15 protein-coding genes are annotated in these 15,345 nt (G+C 49.1%); 2 read left to right on the top strand and 13 right to left on the bottom strand.

Annotated features, from left to right (window positions below; genetic code table 11):
* Positions 1 to 37: 37 nt before the first annotated feature.
* The 3 genes from bufA2 to EOE65_RS02510 all read right to left on the bottom strand — a co-directional run bounded on the left by bufA2 (position 38) and on the right by EOE65_RS02510 (position 2,827).
* Entirely contained in the window at positions 38 to 502 is a 465-nt protein-coding gene (gene bufA2, locus EOE65_RS18180) for a BufA2 family periplasmic bufferin-type metallophore (protein ID WP_127692713.1), read from the bottom strand.
* A gap of 119 nt (positions 503 to 621) precedes the next feature.
* Entirely contained in the window at positions 622 to 2,136 is a 1,515-nt protein-coding gene (locus EOE65_RS02515) for a sensor histidine kinase (RefSeq protein ID WP_127692712.1), read from the bottom strand.
* Positions 2,126 to 2,827, bottom strand: a complete 702-nt coding sequence (locus EOE65_RS02510) for a response regulator transcription factor (protein ID WP_127692711.1) — start codon at positions 2,825 to 2,827, stop codon at positions 2,126 to 2,128. The genes EOE65_RS02515 and EOE65_RS02510 overlap by 11 nt, the downstream gene beginning before the upstream one ends.
* 746 nt (positions 2,828 to 3,573) lie before the next feature.
* Between EOE65_RS02510 and EOE65_RS02505 the strand changes: the two genes are divergently transcribed.
* Positions 3,574 to 4,185 (top strand): hypothetical protein, encoded by a 612-nt coding sequence (locus tag EOE65_RS02505; protein ID WP_127692710.1) that lies wholly within the window; start codon positions 3,574 to 3,576, stop codon positions 4,183 to 4,185.
* Positions 4,186 to 4,257: 72 nt separating this feature from the next.
* Here EOE65_RS02505 and EOE65_RS02500 read toward each other — a convergent pair whose 3' ends face one another.
* On the bottom strand, positions 4,258 to 5,175 hold the full coding sequence (locus tag EOE65_RS02500) for a LysR family transcriptional regulator (protein WP_127692709.1): 918 nt from the start codon (positions 5,173 to 5,175) through the stop codon (positions 4,258 to 4,260).
* A gap of 91 nt (positions 5,176 to 5,266) precedes the next feature.
* Here EOE65_RS02500 and EOE65_RS02495 point away from each other — a divergent pair, with 91 nt between their 5' ends.
* Positions 5,267 to 5,989 (top strand): SDR family oxidoreductase, encoded by a 723-nt coding sequence (locus EOE65_RS02495; RefSeq protein WP_127692708.1) that lies wholly within the window; start codon positions 5,267 to 5,269, stop codon positions 5,987 to 5,989.
* Between the two features lie 34 nt (positions 5,990 to 6,023).
* Here EOE65_RS02495 and EOE65_RS02490 read toward each other — a convergent pair whose 3' ends face one another.
* The 9 genes from EOE65_RS02490 to pdxR form a co-directional block, all read right to left on the bottom strand.
* Positions 6,024 to 6,527, bottom strand: a complete 504-nt coding sequence (locus tag EOE65_RS02490; protein WP_164846995.1) for a YcxB family protein — start codon at positions 6,525 to 6,527, stop codon at positions 6,024 to 6,026.
* Between the two features lie 208 nt (positions 6,528 to 6,735).
* Entirely contained in the window at positions 6,736 to 7,641 is a 906-nt protein-coding gene (locus EOE65_RS02485) for a hypothetical protein (protein WP_127692706.1), read from the bottom strand.
* 81 nt (positions 7,642 to 7,722) lie between these two features.
* Positions 7,723 to 8,688: a hypothetical protein gene (locus EOE65_RS02480; RefSeq protein WP_164846994.1), complete on the bottom strand. Its 966-nt coding sequence runs from the start codon at positions 8,686 to 8,688 to the stop codon at positions 7,723 to 7,725.
* 855 nt (positions 8,689 to 9,543) lie between these two features.
* Positions 9,544 to 10,050 (bottom strand): GNAT family N-acetyltransferase, encoded by a 507-nt coding sequence (locus EOE65_RS02470; protein WP_127692703.1) that lies wholly within the window; start codon positions 10,048 to 10,050, stop codon positions 9,544 to 9,546.
* Between the two features lie 60 nt (positions 10,051 to 10,110).
* Positions 10,111 to 10,368: a YjhX family toxin gene (locus tag EOE65_RS02465; RefSeq protein WP_127692702.1), complete on the bottom strand. Its 258-nt coding sequence runs from the start codon at positions 10,366 to 10,368 to the stop codon at positions 10,111 to 10,113.
* A 153-nt stretch (positions 10,369 to 10,521) separates the two neighbouring features.
* The gene (locus EOE65_RS02460) at positions 10,522 to 11,058 is read right to left on the bottom strand and encodes a TetR/AcrR family transcriptional regulator (protein ID WP_127692701.1); all 537 of its coding nucleotides are present in this window, start codon (positions 11,056 to 11,058) and stop codon (positions 10,522 to 10,524) included.
* A gap of 351 nt (positions 11,059 to 11,409) precedes the next feature.
* Positions 11,410 to 12,843, bottom strand: coding sequence for an aldehyde dehydrogenase family protein (locus EOE65_RS02455; protein WP_127692700.1), 1,434 nt, complete (start codon positions 12,841 to 12,843; stop codon positions 11,410 to 11,412).
* Between the two features lie 103 nt (positions 12,844 to 12,946).
* The gene (locus EOE65_RS02450) at positions 12,947 to 13,729 is read right to left on the bottom strand and encodes an alpha/beta hydrolase (RefSeq protein WP_127692699.1); all 783 of its coding nucleotides are present in this window, start codon (positions 13,727 to 13,729) and stop codon (positions 12,947 to 12,949) included.
* Between the two features lie 37 nt (positions 13,730 to 13,766).
* The gene (pdxR, locus tag EOE65_RS02445) at positions 13,767 to 15,236 is read right to left on the bottom strand and encodes a MocR-like pyridoxine biosynthesis transcription factor PdxR (protein ID WP_127692698.1); all 1,470 of its coding nucleotides are present in this window, start codon (positions 15,234 to 15,236) and stop codon (positions 13,767 to 13,769) included.
* Positions 15,237 to 15,345: the final 109 nt, after the last annotated feature.

The following is a 15,345-nucleotide window of genomic DNA, read 5'->3' as shown; positions in this document are numbered from 1 at the left end:
ATGCGGGAGCATGGCACTCCCGCGTATTCAGCCGCGCTTAGACGTCGTTGTTACCGCCAATGTGGTCGCAAGACTGCGGTGTTGTCAGAACAAAGCCTGTGCCTTTGCAAGACGCATGGCCCGCGCAAGCGTTGTCTGCTGTTTTACAGTCGTTATGACCTTTACAGATGTTAACACCATAGCACTGGGTTAGGTCAGCTTTGCCGATCGCACCGCGCCAGTCATCTTTTACCGAACCACCTACGTCAGCACACGCTTTTGCAGGCATACCTACAAAGCCGGAGCCTTTGCAAGAGCCGTGGCCCGCACATGCGTTATCTTTACCACCACAGTCGTTGTGGCCTTTACACTGGTTCACACCGTAACAATGCACCATCTCTACTTGATCTGCAGCTGCAGACGCTTGAGAAGCGGTTTGTTGAGTCGCGCCACATGCTGCCAAGCCTGCCGCTGCTAATGCAATTGCTGCCCCATTTAGTGCCGGTTTTAGATAGTTATTCATGGCTAAGTCCTCGCTTGTCTGGTGCCATACTTATTGTTTTTGACACACAGCCGTTATGCTATATACAACGTTAGTTAGATGCTCGGCTAGCTCACACAACTCGTAGTTTGTGTTAACTGCTAAGCGCTTTTGTTTAGCGTGAACGAAAACGTGGTGCCTTCGTTCAAGCTACTTCTCACTGCAATAGTGGTTTGATGCAGATCGAGAATCTTCTTCGTAATAGCGAGCCCCAAACCGCCATGCGCGGTATTCTCACGCACACTATTCTGCGCCTTGAAATGGGGATCAAAAATATGGGGAATATCTTGGCTTGGTATGCCGATACCCGTATCCGTTACCTCAATCGAAACCATGCTGGAACGCTCAAAAAGATGGACGGTAATAGCACCTTTATCGGGCGTATGACGCAGCGCATTCTCAACTAAATTGGTAAAGACACGGTCGAGCTTTTCGATATCACCCCAAACACAGATCGCGCTGTTTTTTGGCATCACATCGAGTGACACACCCCGCTTGCCCGCTTGAATCTGGAATTTTTGCAGAACATCTTGCACTAGCTCCGCGATAGGAAACTGCTCTTTTTGGACCTGAACATTGCCGCTATCCAGGTGCGCGAGTTCAAAAAGCTGCTCGATCAGCGTAGAGATGCGGTAAGCGCTTTTCTTCGCCGTCGTTATATATTGGCGGCTCTCTTCATCCGTCATTTTGCCCTGCTGCAGCTCCCATGTTTCGAGATACCCCATTAAAGACGCCAGCGGCGTTCTTAGGTCGTGGGAAACGTGGGATAGCAGCTCTTTACGCAGGTCATCAATCGTAACAACCTGCTGATATTGCTCGTTGAGTTTGTCCACCAACTGGCGAAACGCCACACCCAATTTATCAAGCTCATGTTCGCTTTCTGGGCACCAGCACTCTAACTTCTGCATCGCTTCCAGATTGGCACGCGGATCTTTGCTCAGACCTTTTTGTTGAATCGCATCCACTTGACGCGTCAGTCTGCGCAGCGGCTTGGTAATAACACCTGTAACGAACAGCGTTGCAAACAATGCAAAGGCCAGCCCGGCAAGCAAAATAATCAAGCCCCACTGAAACACTTTATTGTTCCAAACCCGTGCAGCAACGGCATCATAGACCTGGCTGCCGAGGATGACATATAGATACCCTTTGAGCTGTTCGTCCTGCTTGATCGGCGCCACACTGAACACTTTAGTGGCAGACTCTGAGCGCGGATCGTCACCATATACAGGGCGCTGCACTCGCGATTGGGCCAAATAGTTACGTAATGGAACCAAGTCCACCTGCGCTCGTTTTAATGCATTTGGGTCTTCGGCGGAAAATGCGAGCACCTTGCCGTTGGTATCAAGGACGTAAAACTCAAAGTTTTGCCCCAAAAACATCAACTGATGAAAGGTCTGCTTGGCTGCAGCAAGATCAATCGTATCACCCTCTTGCGCGAGATAATCCTTCACCACATGCTGCGCTAGCCCTTTGTGCATCTCTTGCATGGCTTGTTGCTGGAATACCTGAATGGAGCAAAACAGTGTCACAAGCGCCAGCAGGCCTACCGTCAAAAAGCTGATAAACAGGGTTAGCGACAAACGCCCCTGAAAACTGCCAAACGCCTTATTGCTCATTAAACTTATACCCCACACCCCAAACCGTCATCACATACTGAGGGCTTGAAGGGTCGACCTCTAACTTGCCACGCAAACGGTTAATATGGGAATTCACCGTATGCTCGTAACCGCTGTGCTGATAACCCCACACCGCATTCAGCAGCTGCTCGCGGCTGAACACCTGCCCAGGGTAGCTCGCTAGATACAACAGTAGATCAAACTCTTTCGCCGTTAAGCTGAGCGCCTCTCCCGCAATGGAGACAAGGCGTTTTAGCTTATTGATCCGCAACTGACCAAATACCAGCAGATCACCATCATCCATCGTTTGCTGTTGCTTGTTCAATGTCATACGGCGCAACAGCGCTTTTACACGAGCTTGCAACTCCAGCACACTAAAAGGCTTGGTGAGGTAGTCATCCGCGCCGACCTCTAGCCCGACAACACGGTCTGCCTCACTTTTCTTGGCTGTTAACATCAAGATAGGGGTATAGACCTCTTTCGCACGCAAGGTCTGACAAACCTGTAAACCATCCATCCCCGGCAACATAAGATCTAGCACAATCAAGTCGAAATTCTCATTAAGCGCACGTGCGAGCCCGTCTTGACCATTCATTTCGCGGGTAACGGTATAATTGATCGCCTCTAAATTCATAGCGATGAGTGCATTGATATCTTCTTGATCTTCAACAATGAGTATTCTTTCGTGCATCGTCTTTACCTTCTTACTGCAGCTTCCTGTTTAAGTTAGCAGCTATTGATACTCAGTCCAGATACAAGTGCCGGATAGATAGAAACAGCGCCAATCCTGCTAGAGCAGCGCGTACAGGAGTTAGATTAAGGAGGAGTGTTCAATTAGAGGTCACGTAATTGTAAAAAAAGTATCACGCGCTTTTTCCTAGACAACGACAAGGTAGAAAGCGCCGCTTTTTAAATGACAACAGCGCAAAACAAACACACCTTCAGATTACCTCGCCGGTAGGCGTAATTTTTGTCTGCGCAGAGTTACAACAGATCACCTTTAGAGCAGTAAATGGCTCTAGAGCAACGGAGCGATATATTAATTTTTAAAGAATATTTAAGGGACAATACTTTTATAAAAGACCTTAAAACTTAGTTAAACGTCACCTAATTGATACGCTAAAAAATAGAAATTTTTAACCTTTCATTCAGCATTAAATAATATAGAAAATAAAATATTAAAAAATAAACATTTATTTAAAACAGTTGTTTGATTATTTTTTCTGAATCTGTAGATTACCGTTGAGTGGTCCTCTCTATTATTGATATTTCTATCCTTTGTTTTATAGAAAAAAGAGCCCGATTTCTGTCAACCAGCGCCGCATAAACAGAAGCGTCGCCGGTTGACGGCTAAAAATCAGATCACTAATCGATGGCCCGTTATTTTGGTGCAATAACTATCTATCAATAAAATAAAACCATATAGGAGATTTTAAAGTGAAAAAGCCACTAGCGCTTTCCGCATTACTTCTTATGAGCAGCGTCGCTGATGCTGGCCTTATCCTCGAAATAACTGAAGGTAATGCTGTAGGAACAACTAAATGGACATTTTCTGGCTCGGCTACAGCTGGCGGCGCTGGTTATTTTGATTACTCAGGCAATCTAGGTTCTCCCGATGTATGGTCAAATATTGGTTCATACACTGAGGTTGGCGATTTCGAAAACACCTCGCTTACCGGTAACGCATTCTTGAGTGTGGGTGCCGACACTCGTGATATCAACATGGTTTACATCGATGACGACGGCGGTGTCGATAATGATGATATTGGCGTGGGCATCTCTGGCGATACACTGCTGTCGTTTGCTGGGGGTGACACTGTCAGCTGGGGTGGCGAGTTGTTCGTTACAGGGATTAGCCTTGCAGACCTTTCTGAGTCAGGTTTACCCTTCAGCTATACAGGCAGCACCTATGGCGGGCAGGACGGTACGCTTGAGTTAACAGTGAATATTGGTAGTGGCGCAACCAGCGTTCCTGCACCAGCAACAGCATTTTTGTTCTGCGCTTCACTGCTAGGTGTTGCGGCGTCTTCTCAGCGTAAGAAAAGTTAATTGGGTATCCGTGCTCATGTAAGCATAAAGGGGCTACTTTAGCCCCTTTTTCGTGGGCTTTGCTCGCTTAAATTAACTTCGCAGGCCTTCGTGCATGGCCACCTCTTGATAACGACTAGGAAACTGTTGGGCTAGCCAGTCAAGCAACAGCTTCACCCGTGCAAGCTGATAACGGCCAGGTGGACACACCAGTGAGATTGGCGTTACCTGGTGCCACTGCGGTAGTACCTCGACCAAGCGCCCATCTTCAAGCGCAGCCGCCACGTAGATATCAGCTAAGCGCGTGACGCCCAGCCCAGATAGTGCAGCATCACACATCACACGACCACTGGGCACTTGAAAACCACGCTGGGCTTTCACTGTAATGGTCTGACGTTGTTGCACAAACTGCCACTCACTCACACTACCGAAGATCAGTGTGTGGTTAGTCAGGTCATCAGGTTGCTCGATCGGTGAGGAGTCAGCCAAATAGTTTGGGCTAGCCACGTAGCGCGTATGCATACGATGAACACCGCGGGCGATTAAAGTCGAATCTTCTAACTGCCCCATTCTCAGCACGAGGTCATAGTCACTCGTAAGAAGATCGATGCGCTGACTAGAGAAATCCAACGATACGTCAATCTCTGGATAGCGCTCTTGAAATTCAATCAGTAGCGGCGCAATAACCGCCTCTCCGATCAAGCCACCTACGCTATTCATCTGGATATGACCTGCATGAACCCGCTGTACCTGTTGCACCCACTCGTTCACGTCCTTGAAAATCGCCAGCGCTTCGCGGCAACGCTGATAATAAACCTCTCCCACGTCTGTGGGCCGCAGTTGACGTGTCGTTCTATGGAGCAGTTGAACACCTAAAGACTTTTCTAATTGCGATACGTGCTGACTGAGATTGGCTTTGGATACGCCAGTGAGATCAGCAGCACGCGTGAAACTCCCATGCTCGACCACTGAAACGAACGCATATATGCCAGAAAACTGCTTACTGTTCATAAATACTTAATTGTATTTTCTAATTATATGGATTTATCAAAATAATAGCATAGTTAAAATGGCGACATCACGAAATCAGAGGAGACAAAAGATGAATAAGCCACTAATCGCTATTACCGGTGCAAGCTCAGGCATTGGCGCAGCCTTTGCTCGCCTGTTCAGTCAAGCTGGACATCCTCTACTACTCATGGCGCGCCGCGTAGACCAACTTGAGGCGCTCCAACTGCCTAACGCACTTTGCAAAGCGGTAGACGTAACAGATCTAGAAGCTCTGCAAAGCGCAGTGGCTGAGGCCGAAACGCAATATGGGCCTATTGACTGCCTTATCAACAACGCCGGTTGTATGCTACTGGGCCAACTTGATAAGCAAGACCCTGCCGAGTGGCGCCGTATGTATGACGTCAATGTTTTAGGCTTGCTCAACGGTGTCAACGCCGTTCTACCCGCTATGCGAGAACGCCAAGGCGGCACCATCATGAACGTGAGCTCTATTGCGGGACGTAAGACATTCCCGAATCACGCGGCATATTGCGGCACTAAGTTTGCCGTACATGCGATGGGAGAAAACTTACGCGAAGAAGTTGCAGCAGACAGTGTTCGAGTGATTACGATCGCACCCGGAGCCGTCGAAACTGAGTTACTCAGCCACACAACGGATGCTGAGATCATCGCCGGTTACGAAGCTTGGAAAGAGAGTATGGGTAGCGTGCTTGTACCAGAAGATATCGCACGCGCTGCGCTGTTTGCCTACCAGCAGCCTCAGCACGTGTGTATTCGTGAGCTGGTGATCGCTGCCACTAAGCAAGAGCCATAAAGCACCGCACACAACTACGTTGTGTTAAATCGTGCTAGTGGGTACGTACGCCGTGCTCCGCTAGCCGGTTTAAAATAAAATCGCAGCCGGATTTTCCTAGATCTCGTGTGGGGATCGATAGAAAACGCTTGTTAGAGAGCGGCAGCAGCCATACTTGATCATGGCGCCATAAATCGGGGATACGATCCCATTTTAACGAATCTTGCTCGCTGCCAGATTTGACCTTGATACCACGCTCATCCATCTCGAGGGTTACCGGAACCTGTGCCGTCCAGTTCAGGTAGTTGATGACGCGGCGCACATTTAAGATATAACTGACGAGCAATGCCAGCGCGCCTAACATCACCGCGCCCATCGCATAAACCAGCATGACGGCTGAATCGCTTTGTATAAAACGATAGACGATCAACGTAACCAAGCCTGCTGCCAGCACCACAATCACTGGGTTCAACTGTTTGAACCAAAAGACAGTCGCAGATTTCTTAGCAAGCTCTTCTGAATAGGTAAGCTCAATGGGTTCCATACCGCTTAACGACATCCCGTATACGCTTATAAAAGACGCCCATCCATCCTAGACTCGTCTCTTAGAGCTAAAGGCTTCCTGCCTTTAATATCCATAGTGCGCTAATGATCCGCGCTCTAAAAGCATAGCCGAAGATCAAAAATCTGCAGTTTGAAATAGAAGAAAAGCAACTGAATGCCTATTTCTAGTAGGCAAAGTGCCCGACTAAAACGATGTTAAGCCGTTAGTTGATAACGCCAGCGCGACGCAAAATATCATCAAGTTGTAACGCGGTAGGCATACGTGGATTCAATGAATGGCTCGCCCCCCATAACCAGTCACGCGACGCTTCAGGGCGCGAATTCAGCATACCGAACCAGTCGAGCGAGCCCAAGTACTGATTGACGCGCGTAAACTCCCGAGGAAAATGCACCGCTGCACCCACCGTAACAATATGCAGATTCGCGAGTGTAGCCAGTTGCTTATCGCACAGCTGTACAAGCGCCTGTAACGCATTCTCGATCACATAATTGCCCTTGCTGTGACCAACCAGCAGCCCTATATCACTGCGCAGATGATAAAGCAGGTAAACCAGCGCTGCGCCATCCGGGCTGCCATAGACCAAGCGCAGCGATTCCTCGCTGTTAAGCTCACTGTCGGTCAGTTGGCAGAGCCGTTTGTCGGGCGTCGGAGCAACGGCATCAAAGTAATCTCTGAAGCTGGCGTAGCTATTTCTCATCCCATGCACATACCACCCCCCGATCGCTTCAGACAGCATATCTGCGGCGCCGAAACCGGTAATAACCGCCATCACTGGCCCTTGCAGTTGATTCGCAACCGCACGCGCAAGCGCAGCACTACCAAGTGCTGAGCTACCAACGCCAGATAAAACAACCGCTGTGGGCCGCTGATCTTTGGGTAACAGTTTAAGCGCATGGACGCACGCTTGTGCGGAGCCACTAAAAATAGTGTGCTCACTTCCGTGGGGATAGACCACCAGAACATGGCCTTCAGGATTGCTTTCACTGCCCAGCTTTTCGATCTCAGCAGCCGTTAACAACTGCGTATCATAGAAGAAGCGATCAGCAGATTGATTCAATGCAGGGTTGGCTGGGGCCAATAATTTTTCGAAGTAATTCAATTCCGCCATACAAAACCCAACCCTTCCTTGACTGCACTAAGCGCTATTAATTTACATTGAGCCTATATATTAGCAGCCCATTGTGACGAACTAGTAGCTAAATAAGTAACGCAATGTATTACCTGCCTCGCGCTGTGGTAGCGCTAAAATCCGATCATAAAATCGGATAAACGTACGGCACGCTGCCGAATAGTCTTCGTGACCGCGCAAACGCTGGTTATGTAAGAAATGTGCACTCAACCCCAGTGATACGACTACATCCGTCACAATCGTTTGTGCATTCGCCACATCGAGCGCTCCCGCTTCGGTGGTGTAGCTATCCTCTATCACACGCTCAAATGCCACCATCATCGGCGTCATCTGTTGGATTGATAGGTGGCGGGTGATATCAAGCTCACCATACACGGTAGGAAAGATATTCTTCATGCAGAGTATCGGGTTAATCATGTGCAAGGTTGCTAACAGGTTGGCAGTCTCTTGCACAAATTGAGTAATGGCCACATCGCTGGTTCTTGGGAGTAGTGAGCCGGCCATCTCGGCAATAATCTTGCCAGCCACCTGCTTGATCTCGATAGGCGATGCACCTGCAATAAACATCTGGTTGAGCATATGCAACATCTGAAGATAAAGCTCAGGCTCATGGCGGTTGATGGCTCGCATAGCTGGCATCGACTGTAGCATCTCATCCACTTCAAATAACGTGGATGGCTGATATTGTGTCTCTTGCACACTCGATGGGCTGACAACCGCGTGTACAACCCCAGCATCGATCATCTCTTTAGTGGAGGGATACCAAAGATCATCAGAGTTAACGGCAAAAATACGTTGGATAAACTCCCCAGAGACACCCTGCTCTCGGTAGTAAACCAGATCACGCACTTGCTCTCTACGCAGCAGTGCAGCGTCATGTAGGCTAGGCGTTTCAGTGTAGTATTGATGGAAGGCTAAGTTCGCACCCGCAGCTAGATAACGCCGCTCGCCAGAGATAAATGCTGTGCCACAGGCCGAGTAGCAACCGGTTAGCGAATACGTATCTAAACCCGCGGTGGAGATCAAGGATGCCAGTTGGCGCCCCTCGTAAATGCGCCCCCCCTCGGCTATCTAGAATAATACCCTCGATATCCTCATGACGTTCAAGCACTTGTTCAACTGCATCCGTTACGCCAAACCCCAAACCACCTTGGAGGTGCAAAAGCTTGCCGTTATCGGTCAGTTGAACCGTGTAATCAGCAAAGGGGTCGGGCACAAAAGCGATGCGATACAGCTCTTTGTATGTTGTGGTCGCCTGCGATGCTAACGCCACCATAAAGCCTGCCGCAAGCGCGACACAAAACCGCGCCGCAACCGCCCAACCGCGGCGGTGCCCATGTAACAACGTGCCGTCTGCCGTACGCCAAAGACCCACGAGTTGCCAAACAAGAACAAGCGCTGTCACGACATAAAGCACCAGCAGCGCCCGTGCAGATAGAACAGGACTGTTGGTCATAGCCCCTGTTAAAATAGCGACTTCGATTAACTTTAAAAGCGCCAAACCGCCAATAAAGTTCACCCAAAACGCTACGGGAAGACTCAGCTTTCCTTGCCAATGTTTCTTGAGATATTGCATAAAGCCACCTCGCTAACACTGAGCATTTTTTATACAGCTGTAGGAAGTATGACTCAGAACTGCAACTTTGGTTTGATTATTTTATAAATAGATAGCTTCGCACGACATAAGGCTCACCATCGAAAAAGAAGCCTCCGTGCAAGATGTTCAAGCTCTCTTATAAAGGTCAGATGAGTTGAAAGGAAAAGCAGCGGATAGACAGTTTGAGAGATGAAAGCAACAGGTACAAGACATGTAAGCGTCTCGATATGGGACAGAAAGCGCCAACTTCTTTCAATAAAACAAGAAGCTAGCGCCTGATGGTTCTAAACTTGTTCGCTTGGGTGCCCCCACATTAAAGGCTCAGCGTATGGGCCTGTTATGCTAGACGAGGACTCTCCAACACCCTTGAGTGCGTGAGGAGTCAGCTCTCTGGCAAACCAACACTCGAGCGGCGCCTTAGTCAAAACAGGAGGCAATACCTTATGTGCCGAGTTATAGCGATTCGCATAGTGATGCGGCTCGCCCATGACAAATATCACATCTGCGTCAAGCTGCTCTTCTGCCTGCTCCATTAGCCGTGTCGCATATCCTTTGCCTTGGTAATCCGGCAGAACTGCGAGTGGAGCTAAAACATAGCATTTCAAGTGAGGGGCTTTATCGATAGTAATCGGGGTATAACACGCATGTGCAACGCCTTCGTAAAGTATAGAGAAGCTTCCATCCTCAATCATCGCTTCAGCTAAACCTGCATAAAGTGCAGCATGCCGCTCGTCATACAGGCCGCCCGCTGCGGCAAATGCTTCATACTGAATTTCGTATGGTGTTTTCATCAAAGGTTTTCCTTTTGATACAGTTGAAAAGTCGTTTGATCTACTAAGAAGTACCGCTCATCACCTCTGCATCATCTGTGACTGAACAGAAGTAGCGCCAAGTTTGGTAATTCGATACGGCTGGCTGTTTTTGGAGCGGATCAATTTTTTGTGCTTCAAACTCTGGAAAGTATCTACAGAACAACCTGAAAAAACATGACCTTCTCGTGTGTAACAGGTCACTTCTCTGACTTTACCGCTCTCTCTACGTTGATAACGAATCAAACCACCAAGTGCGAGAATATGAAGAACGCGCTGTTCTTGCTTTGATATATTCAATTGAATACCTCAATTTTCTAAATATTACGCATGTCGAAAGTTAGGCAGCAATCTGCCCATACTTCCTGCAAACAATGACCGACTAGTCGGTCAGCAAAATAGGTAAAATGATTCTAAACGCTCAAAAAAGCTGGGCCCTCGTAGCTATAAGTTCTATGTATATTTTTTAGTTAACTGGCTTTTGACTTCATCCAACGGAAAGTCGTCGTAGAAATATAGATAATTCAGTGCTATTCCATTGATCTCCGCAACAAATAGGTGCGTTAACACTGTGCTACTTTCCTCGGAAATGTCCTCGAAGATAGCTTTCGTCGAGTCAAATAACATGGCATTTCTCTGAGCAATAAGATCACTAAGAATGACTCTCGTTTGCGGTTGTAGCATGATGTTGAGATTCAAGCGATACAGCTTCCTGTGTTTCGCCATTGACGAAAAAATAGACTCAATTAATGCACAAAGCCTCTGCTTTGGTTCTGCAATTACTTCGTGTGGTTTGCCAATATCGCCAATAATCTCGGTCGAGCGAACGAAGATTTCTCGGAGTAGAACGTCCTTATTCTTGAAGTGATGAAACACCAAGCCCTTAGAAACACCAGCACGCTCGCAGACTGCCGAGATAGGTGTTTTCTCAAAACCATTCTCTGCGAACAGATCTATAGCAATGTCTAAAATATGTTCTTTTTTGCTCACAAACACCACCAAACAAACCGACTAACCGACTAACCGACTAACCGACTAACCGACTAACCGGTCAGTAAATTCTAATTTTTATCAAGCGTTGAAGTCAAGAAAAAATAGCGCCTAAAGCAGACTCTGATCGTGACGAGTCTAATAAGCGACATCGCTCCTCGAGAGAGTGATGTTATTGAGCACTATAAACGAAAAGTAAAAGCCAGCTTCGGGGCAGCCACACCGAGAGCGGCTTTAAACTAGACGAAACATCCTCAGGGAGAGGCTTCAAGCCCTCCCAGTACTAGATCTGTATCTTTGTGTTGATACCAAAAACCAGCCCACTACTTCAGCTAACCGGTTGAGATCCGTTTAGTCGCGCGGGATGCTACCAAACATCGATTTCGGCTCAAGGAACTCTTCCATACCGTAAATGCCCCACTCGCGGCCGGCTCCCGATTCTTTAAAACCACCAAACGGTGCTTTTGGATCCGCAGGCGCCCCATTGAGATGCACCATACCTGTGCGCATTTGGCTAGCAACGGCTTTCGCTCGTTCAAGATCGGCGGAGTAGACACCTCCTGATAAACCAAAGCAGCTATCATTGGCGATCGTAATCGCCTCCTCTTCGGTTTCGTAAGGGATAATGGTACAAACTGGCCCGAAGATCTCCTCCTGCGCTATCCGCATATGCGTATTAACATGGCTGAATACTGTTGGTTTGACGAAGTAGCCTTTCTCTACATTGTCAGGCAACCCTAAACCACCGGCAACGAGCTGTGCGCCTTCATCTAGTGCGCCTTGGATAATGCCTTGGATTTTGTCCCATTGTGGCTTTGATACCACTGGGCCAATCACCGTGTCGTCGGCCAGCGGGTCGCCTGCCACAATCGATTCTGCCGTGCGTTTCGCAATGGCAACAGACTCTTCTAGCTTACTGGCTGGCACAAGCAATCGGCTCTGAGCGTTACAAGATTGCCCGGAGTTACTCATCACACCTTTGATGCTGCGGCTAATGACTTTCTCAAAGTCGACATCATCCAATACGATATTCGCCGACTTGCCACCCAGCTCCAACGATACTTTTTTAAGGTTAACGGCTGCCGCCTGCGACACCAGCTTGCCCGCCTCAGTGGAGCCGGTGAATGAAATCATATCGATACGAGGATGCGCACTTAGCGAAGACCCCACACCAGCGCCATTACCATCCACTAAATTGAACACGCCAGCGGGTACGCCAGCATCATGGAGAATCTCAGTGAAGATATGTGCCGAGCGTGGCGCCACCTCACTCGGTTTTAGAATCATTGTGCAGCCCACCGCCAATGCAGGCGCGACCTTGCACGTAATCTGGTTGAGCGGCCAGTTCCACGGTGTAATCAGAGCGCACACACCGATCGGCTCTTTGGTGACCGTTGTGGTACCCATCACCTGCGTGAACTCTTCCTCTTTCAGGAGCTTCAACGCCACTTTGATATGGCCAAGACCCGCCGGCACCTGCATTTTTCGAGCAAAGCTGATCGGTGCTCCCATCTCTTCCGAGATCGCTTGCGCAAGCTCTTCCATACGTGCGGAATAGCCTTCGATAATGCGCTCAAGCAGCGCAATACGCTCCGCTTTGCTGGTTTTACTAAAGCTTGGAAACGCTGCTGTCGCCGCGGATACCGCAGCCTCTACATCATCGTTGTCACCTAAGCGAATGGTTGCGATGGGTGCTTCATTCGATGGATTCAGTACCTCGAGCACCTCAGAACCAGATGGCTCGACCCATTGGCCGTTAATATAGAACTTTTGTAAATCATGCATGTGCTCTGTCCTTTTTGAAGCCGAATAAACGAGGAGGCTAGATTTACCATTTGGTAGACCACCATGCAACAAAAACAAGGGTTTTTACTTATATAGCAGCGCACTATCCATTGGGTGTAGACCCTATAAAGTGGCGCAGATTTTCCCGATAGGCATCCGTATCAGAGATATTGACGTGATTCGTATTTGGGATAACCACCAGCGATGCAAGACCTGGGCTGAACGCTTGCAGCAGCCGCTTGGTACTTCCAAAGGGGACCACTCGATCATCCGATGCAGCCACCAATAGCGTCGGTGCGGTGATTTTGGGCGCACGTTTTGCCGAGTCAAAACGGTCGAGCAGCAGCCAATGAACCGGAAACATTGGATACCGAGCGGCAGCAAGCTGTTCAATACTGTCATAAGGGGTGATAAGAACAAGGCGATCGATCTGGTCATGTTTTGATGCCAAATAAGCAGAAACGCCGGTACCGAGGCTGCGGCCTGCGATCGATATACGGCTATGGCGCTTCACAACCTGCTCAAAAAGCACATCGGCTGCAGCAAACAGAGCCGCTTCGGTCGGTTCGCCTTCACTACCGCCAAAGCCCGGATAGTTCATCAGGTACACCGTATGCTGCGGCAGCATACCTTCCATCCATTGGGCGCTACGCAGTGCCGACTCGCCATTTCCGCCAAAGTAGATCAGCGCCTGCTCCTGCCCTTCGTTGAGCACAATGATCCTGACCTGCTCACCACCGCTAGCAACAACCTCGACAGGATAATCATGCGCTAGCACGGGTGTGGGATGGTAGAGAATATCGCGTTGGATAATAAAAAGTCCCAGCGCGGCGAGCAGATAAGCACCTGCTGCGCCGCCAAGGATATAGGCAGTGATTCTTGCCAATGTCGCTAACCTTCTGCTTTTTATTTGATGCGCTTAATTATAAAAGCTCATCGATCAATTCAGAAAGTTTACGAATGCCGGGCTCGATTCGATCAGTAGCGATGGAGGAGTAGCCAAGGCGGAAATAGTTTTTAGGCGGATTATCCGTCAGAAAGTGGATCGCTCCTGCCTCAATCAAGATACTCTCCTCCTGCGCCCGAGCACGCAGCGCTTCAGCATCAAGGCCTTCTGGCCCTTTTACCCAGTAACAAGACCCACCAAAGGTTGGCTGGGTATGGGAACGCGGCAGATGAACCGAGAGCGCTTCATGCATAGCACGCCATCTTGTTTGGTAGTTGCGGGTGATATTCATGATTAACGAGTCGTGATAACCACGCTCTAAAAACAACGCCACCGAACGCTGGTTATTGGCCGCAGGGTGACGCACCATCAAGCGCCGCAAGGCGCGCGCTTCGCGAATAAACTCCGGCGGACCCACGATATAGCCCATCCGCAAACCCGGCGCGAGCGTTTTTGATAAACTGCCCACATAGATCACGCGCCCCGAGCGGTCTAAACTCTTCAACGCTGGCACGGGATTCGAGTCAAAGCTGGTTTCACTCTCGTAGTCATCCTCAATGATCAATAGATCTTGCTCATCAGCCTTTTTCAATAACTCGTAGCGCCGCTCGATTGGCATGGTGACGGTCGTCGGGCACTGATGGCTTGGCGTCGTGTAGACAAGATCACACTCATCTAAACGCTCATCCACCACCATGCCCTGCTCATCAACAGGGATGCCTTTGATGTTAACGGGGTTCAAGCCGACGATATTGCGAACATCAACATAACCCGGATCTTCAAGCCCGATGGTACTGTTTCGGTCCATGAGCAGTTGCGCCAATATATAGAGCGCCTGCTGTGCACCAACAGTGACCAAAATTTGGTCTGGTGATGCCCACACGCCCCGTCTTGGCAACAGGCGGGTACTGATCTGCTCCACCAACAGCGGATCGTCGTTATCGAAACGGTCAGCCGCCCAATCGCTAATCGCCGCACCACTGACCGCATCACGGCAACACTCTCGCCAGTTCACGGTGGGGAATAGTGACGGGTCAAACTGTCCGTAGATAAAGGGATACTGGTAGTTCTGCCAATCGCGCGGTTTAACAATATTCGGTTGCTGAGTTGGGTTGAGCTTAAAACGCTGTTGCCAATCTGGCAGGTTAACGCTCTCATGCTCGGCAAGTGGGGCGCTGGCCACACGTACCTGGCCGTTTAAAATATCAGGGTTCACATAGTAGCCGCTGCGCTCACGCGCGATGAGATAGCCGTCGTCCAATAGGTGTTCATACGCCAGCACAACGGTGTTTCGCGCAACATGGAGCTGCTGAGATAGCTTACGGCTTGAGGGTAACGGCGTATCCAGCGGGATGTTGCCATTGAGAATAGCCGTTGCGATCTGTTCACGAAGCTGCTGCTGAAGACTGCCGCCCTTGCCTGGCGTCAGATGGAAAAGTTGAAACATATCTCTGCCTTATCATTATTGTTCTGTGTCAGACCTTGTCACCAAGATCTTAAATAGATGATTCCCTTCTTGTGAGCCATATCGCTCAACATCATCCATTTGTCTTCCT

Source organism: Neptunomonas marina (genome assembly GCF_004005935.1).
Lineage (GTDB): Bacteria > Pseudomonadota > Gammaproteobacteria > Pseudomonadales > Balneatricaceae > Neptunomonas > Neptunomonas marina.
The sequence above is the reverse complement of the archived record's forward strand: the minus strand, read 5'-3'. Positions and strand labels throughout refer to the sequence as shown.

What these genes read in the sequence shown, in the direction of transcription:
- EOE65_RS02500 (WP_127692709.1), bottom strand. Translation starts at nt 5,175, where the DNA reads ATGAACAGTAAGCAGTTTTCTGGCATATATGCGTTCGTTTCAGTGGTC.
- EOE65_RS02455 (WP_127692700.1), bottom strand. Translation starts at nt 12,843, where the DNA reads ATGCATGATTTACAAAAGTTCTATATTAACGGCCAATGGGTCGAGCCA.
- EOE65_RS02495 (WP_127692708.1), top strand. Translation starts at nt 5,267, where the DNA reads ATGAATAAGCCACTAATCGCTATTACCGGTGCAAGCTCAGGCATTGGC.
- EOE65_RS02470 (WP_127692703.1), bottom strand. Translation starts at nt 10,050, where the DNA reads ATGAAAACACCATACGAAATTCAGTATGAAGCATTTGCCGCAGCGGGC.
- EOE65_RS02490 (WP_164846995.1), bottom strand. Translation starts at nt 6,527, where the DNA reads ATGTCGTTAAGCGGTATGGAACCCATTGAGCTTACCTATTCAGAAGAG.
- bufA2 (WP_127692713.1), bottom strand. Translation starts at nt 502, where the DNA reads ATGAATAACTATCTAAAACCGGCACTAAATGGGGCAGCAATTGCATTA.
- EOE65_RS02485 (WP_127692706.1), bottom strand. Translation starts at nt 7,641, where the DNA reads ATGGCGGAATTGAATTACTTCGAAAAATTATTGGCCCCAGCCAACCCT.
- EOE65_RS02510 (WP_127692711.1), bottom strand. Translation starts at nt 2,827, where the DNA reads ATGCACGAAAGAATACTCATTGTTGAAGATCAAGAAGATATCAATGCA.
- pdxR (WP_127692698.1), bottom strand. Translation starts at nt 15,236, where the DNA reads ATGTTTCAACTTTTCCATCTGACGCCAGGCAAGGGCGGCAGTCTTCAG.
- EOE65_RS02515 (WP_127692712.1), bottom strand. Translation starts at nt 2,136, where the DNA reads ATGAGCAATAAGGCGTTTGGCAGTTTTCAGGGGCGTTTGTCGCTAACC.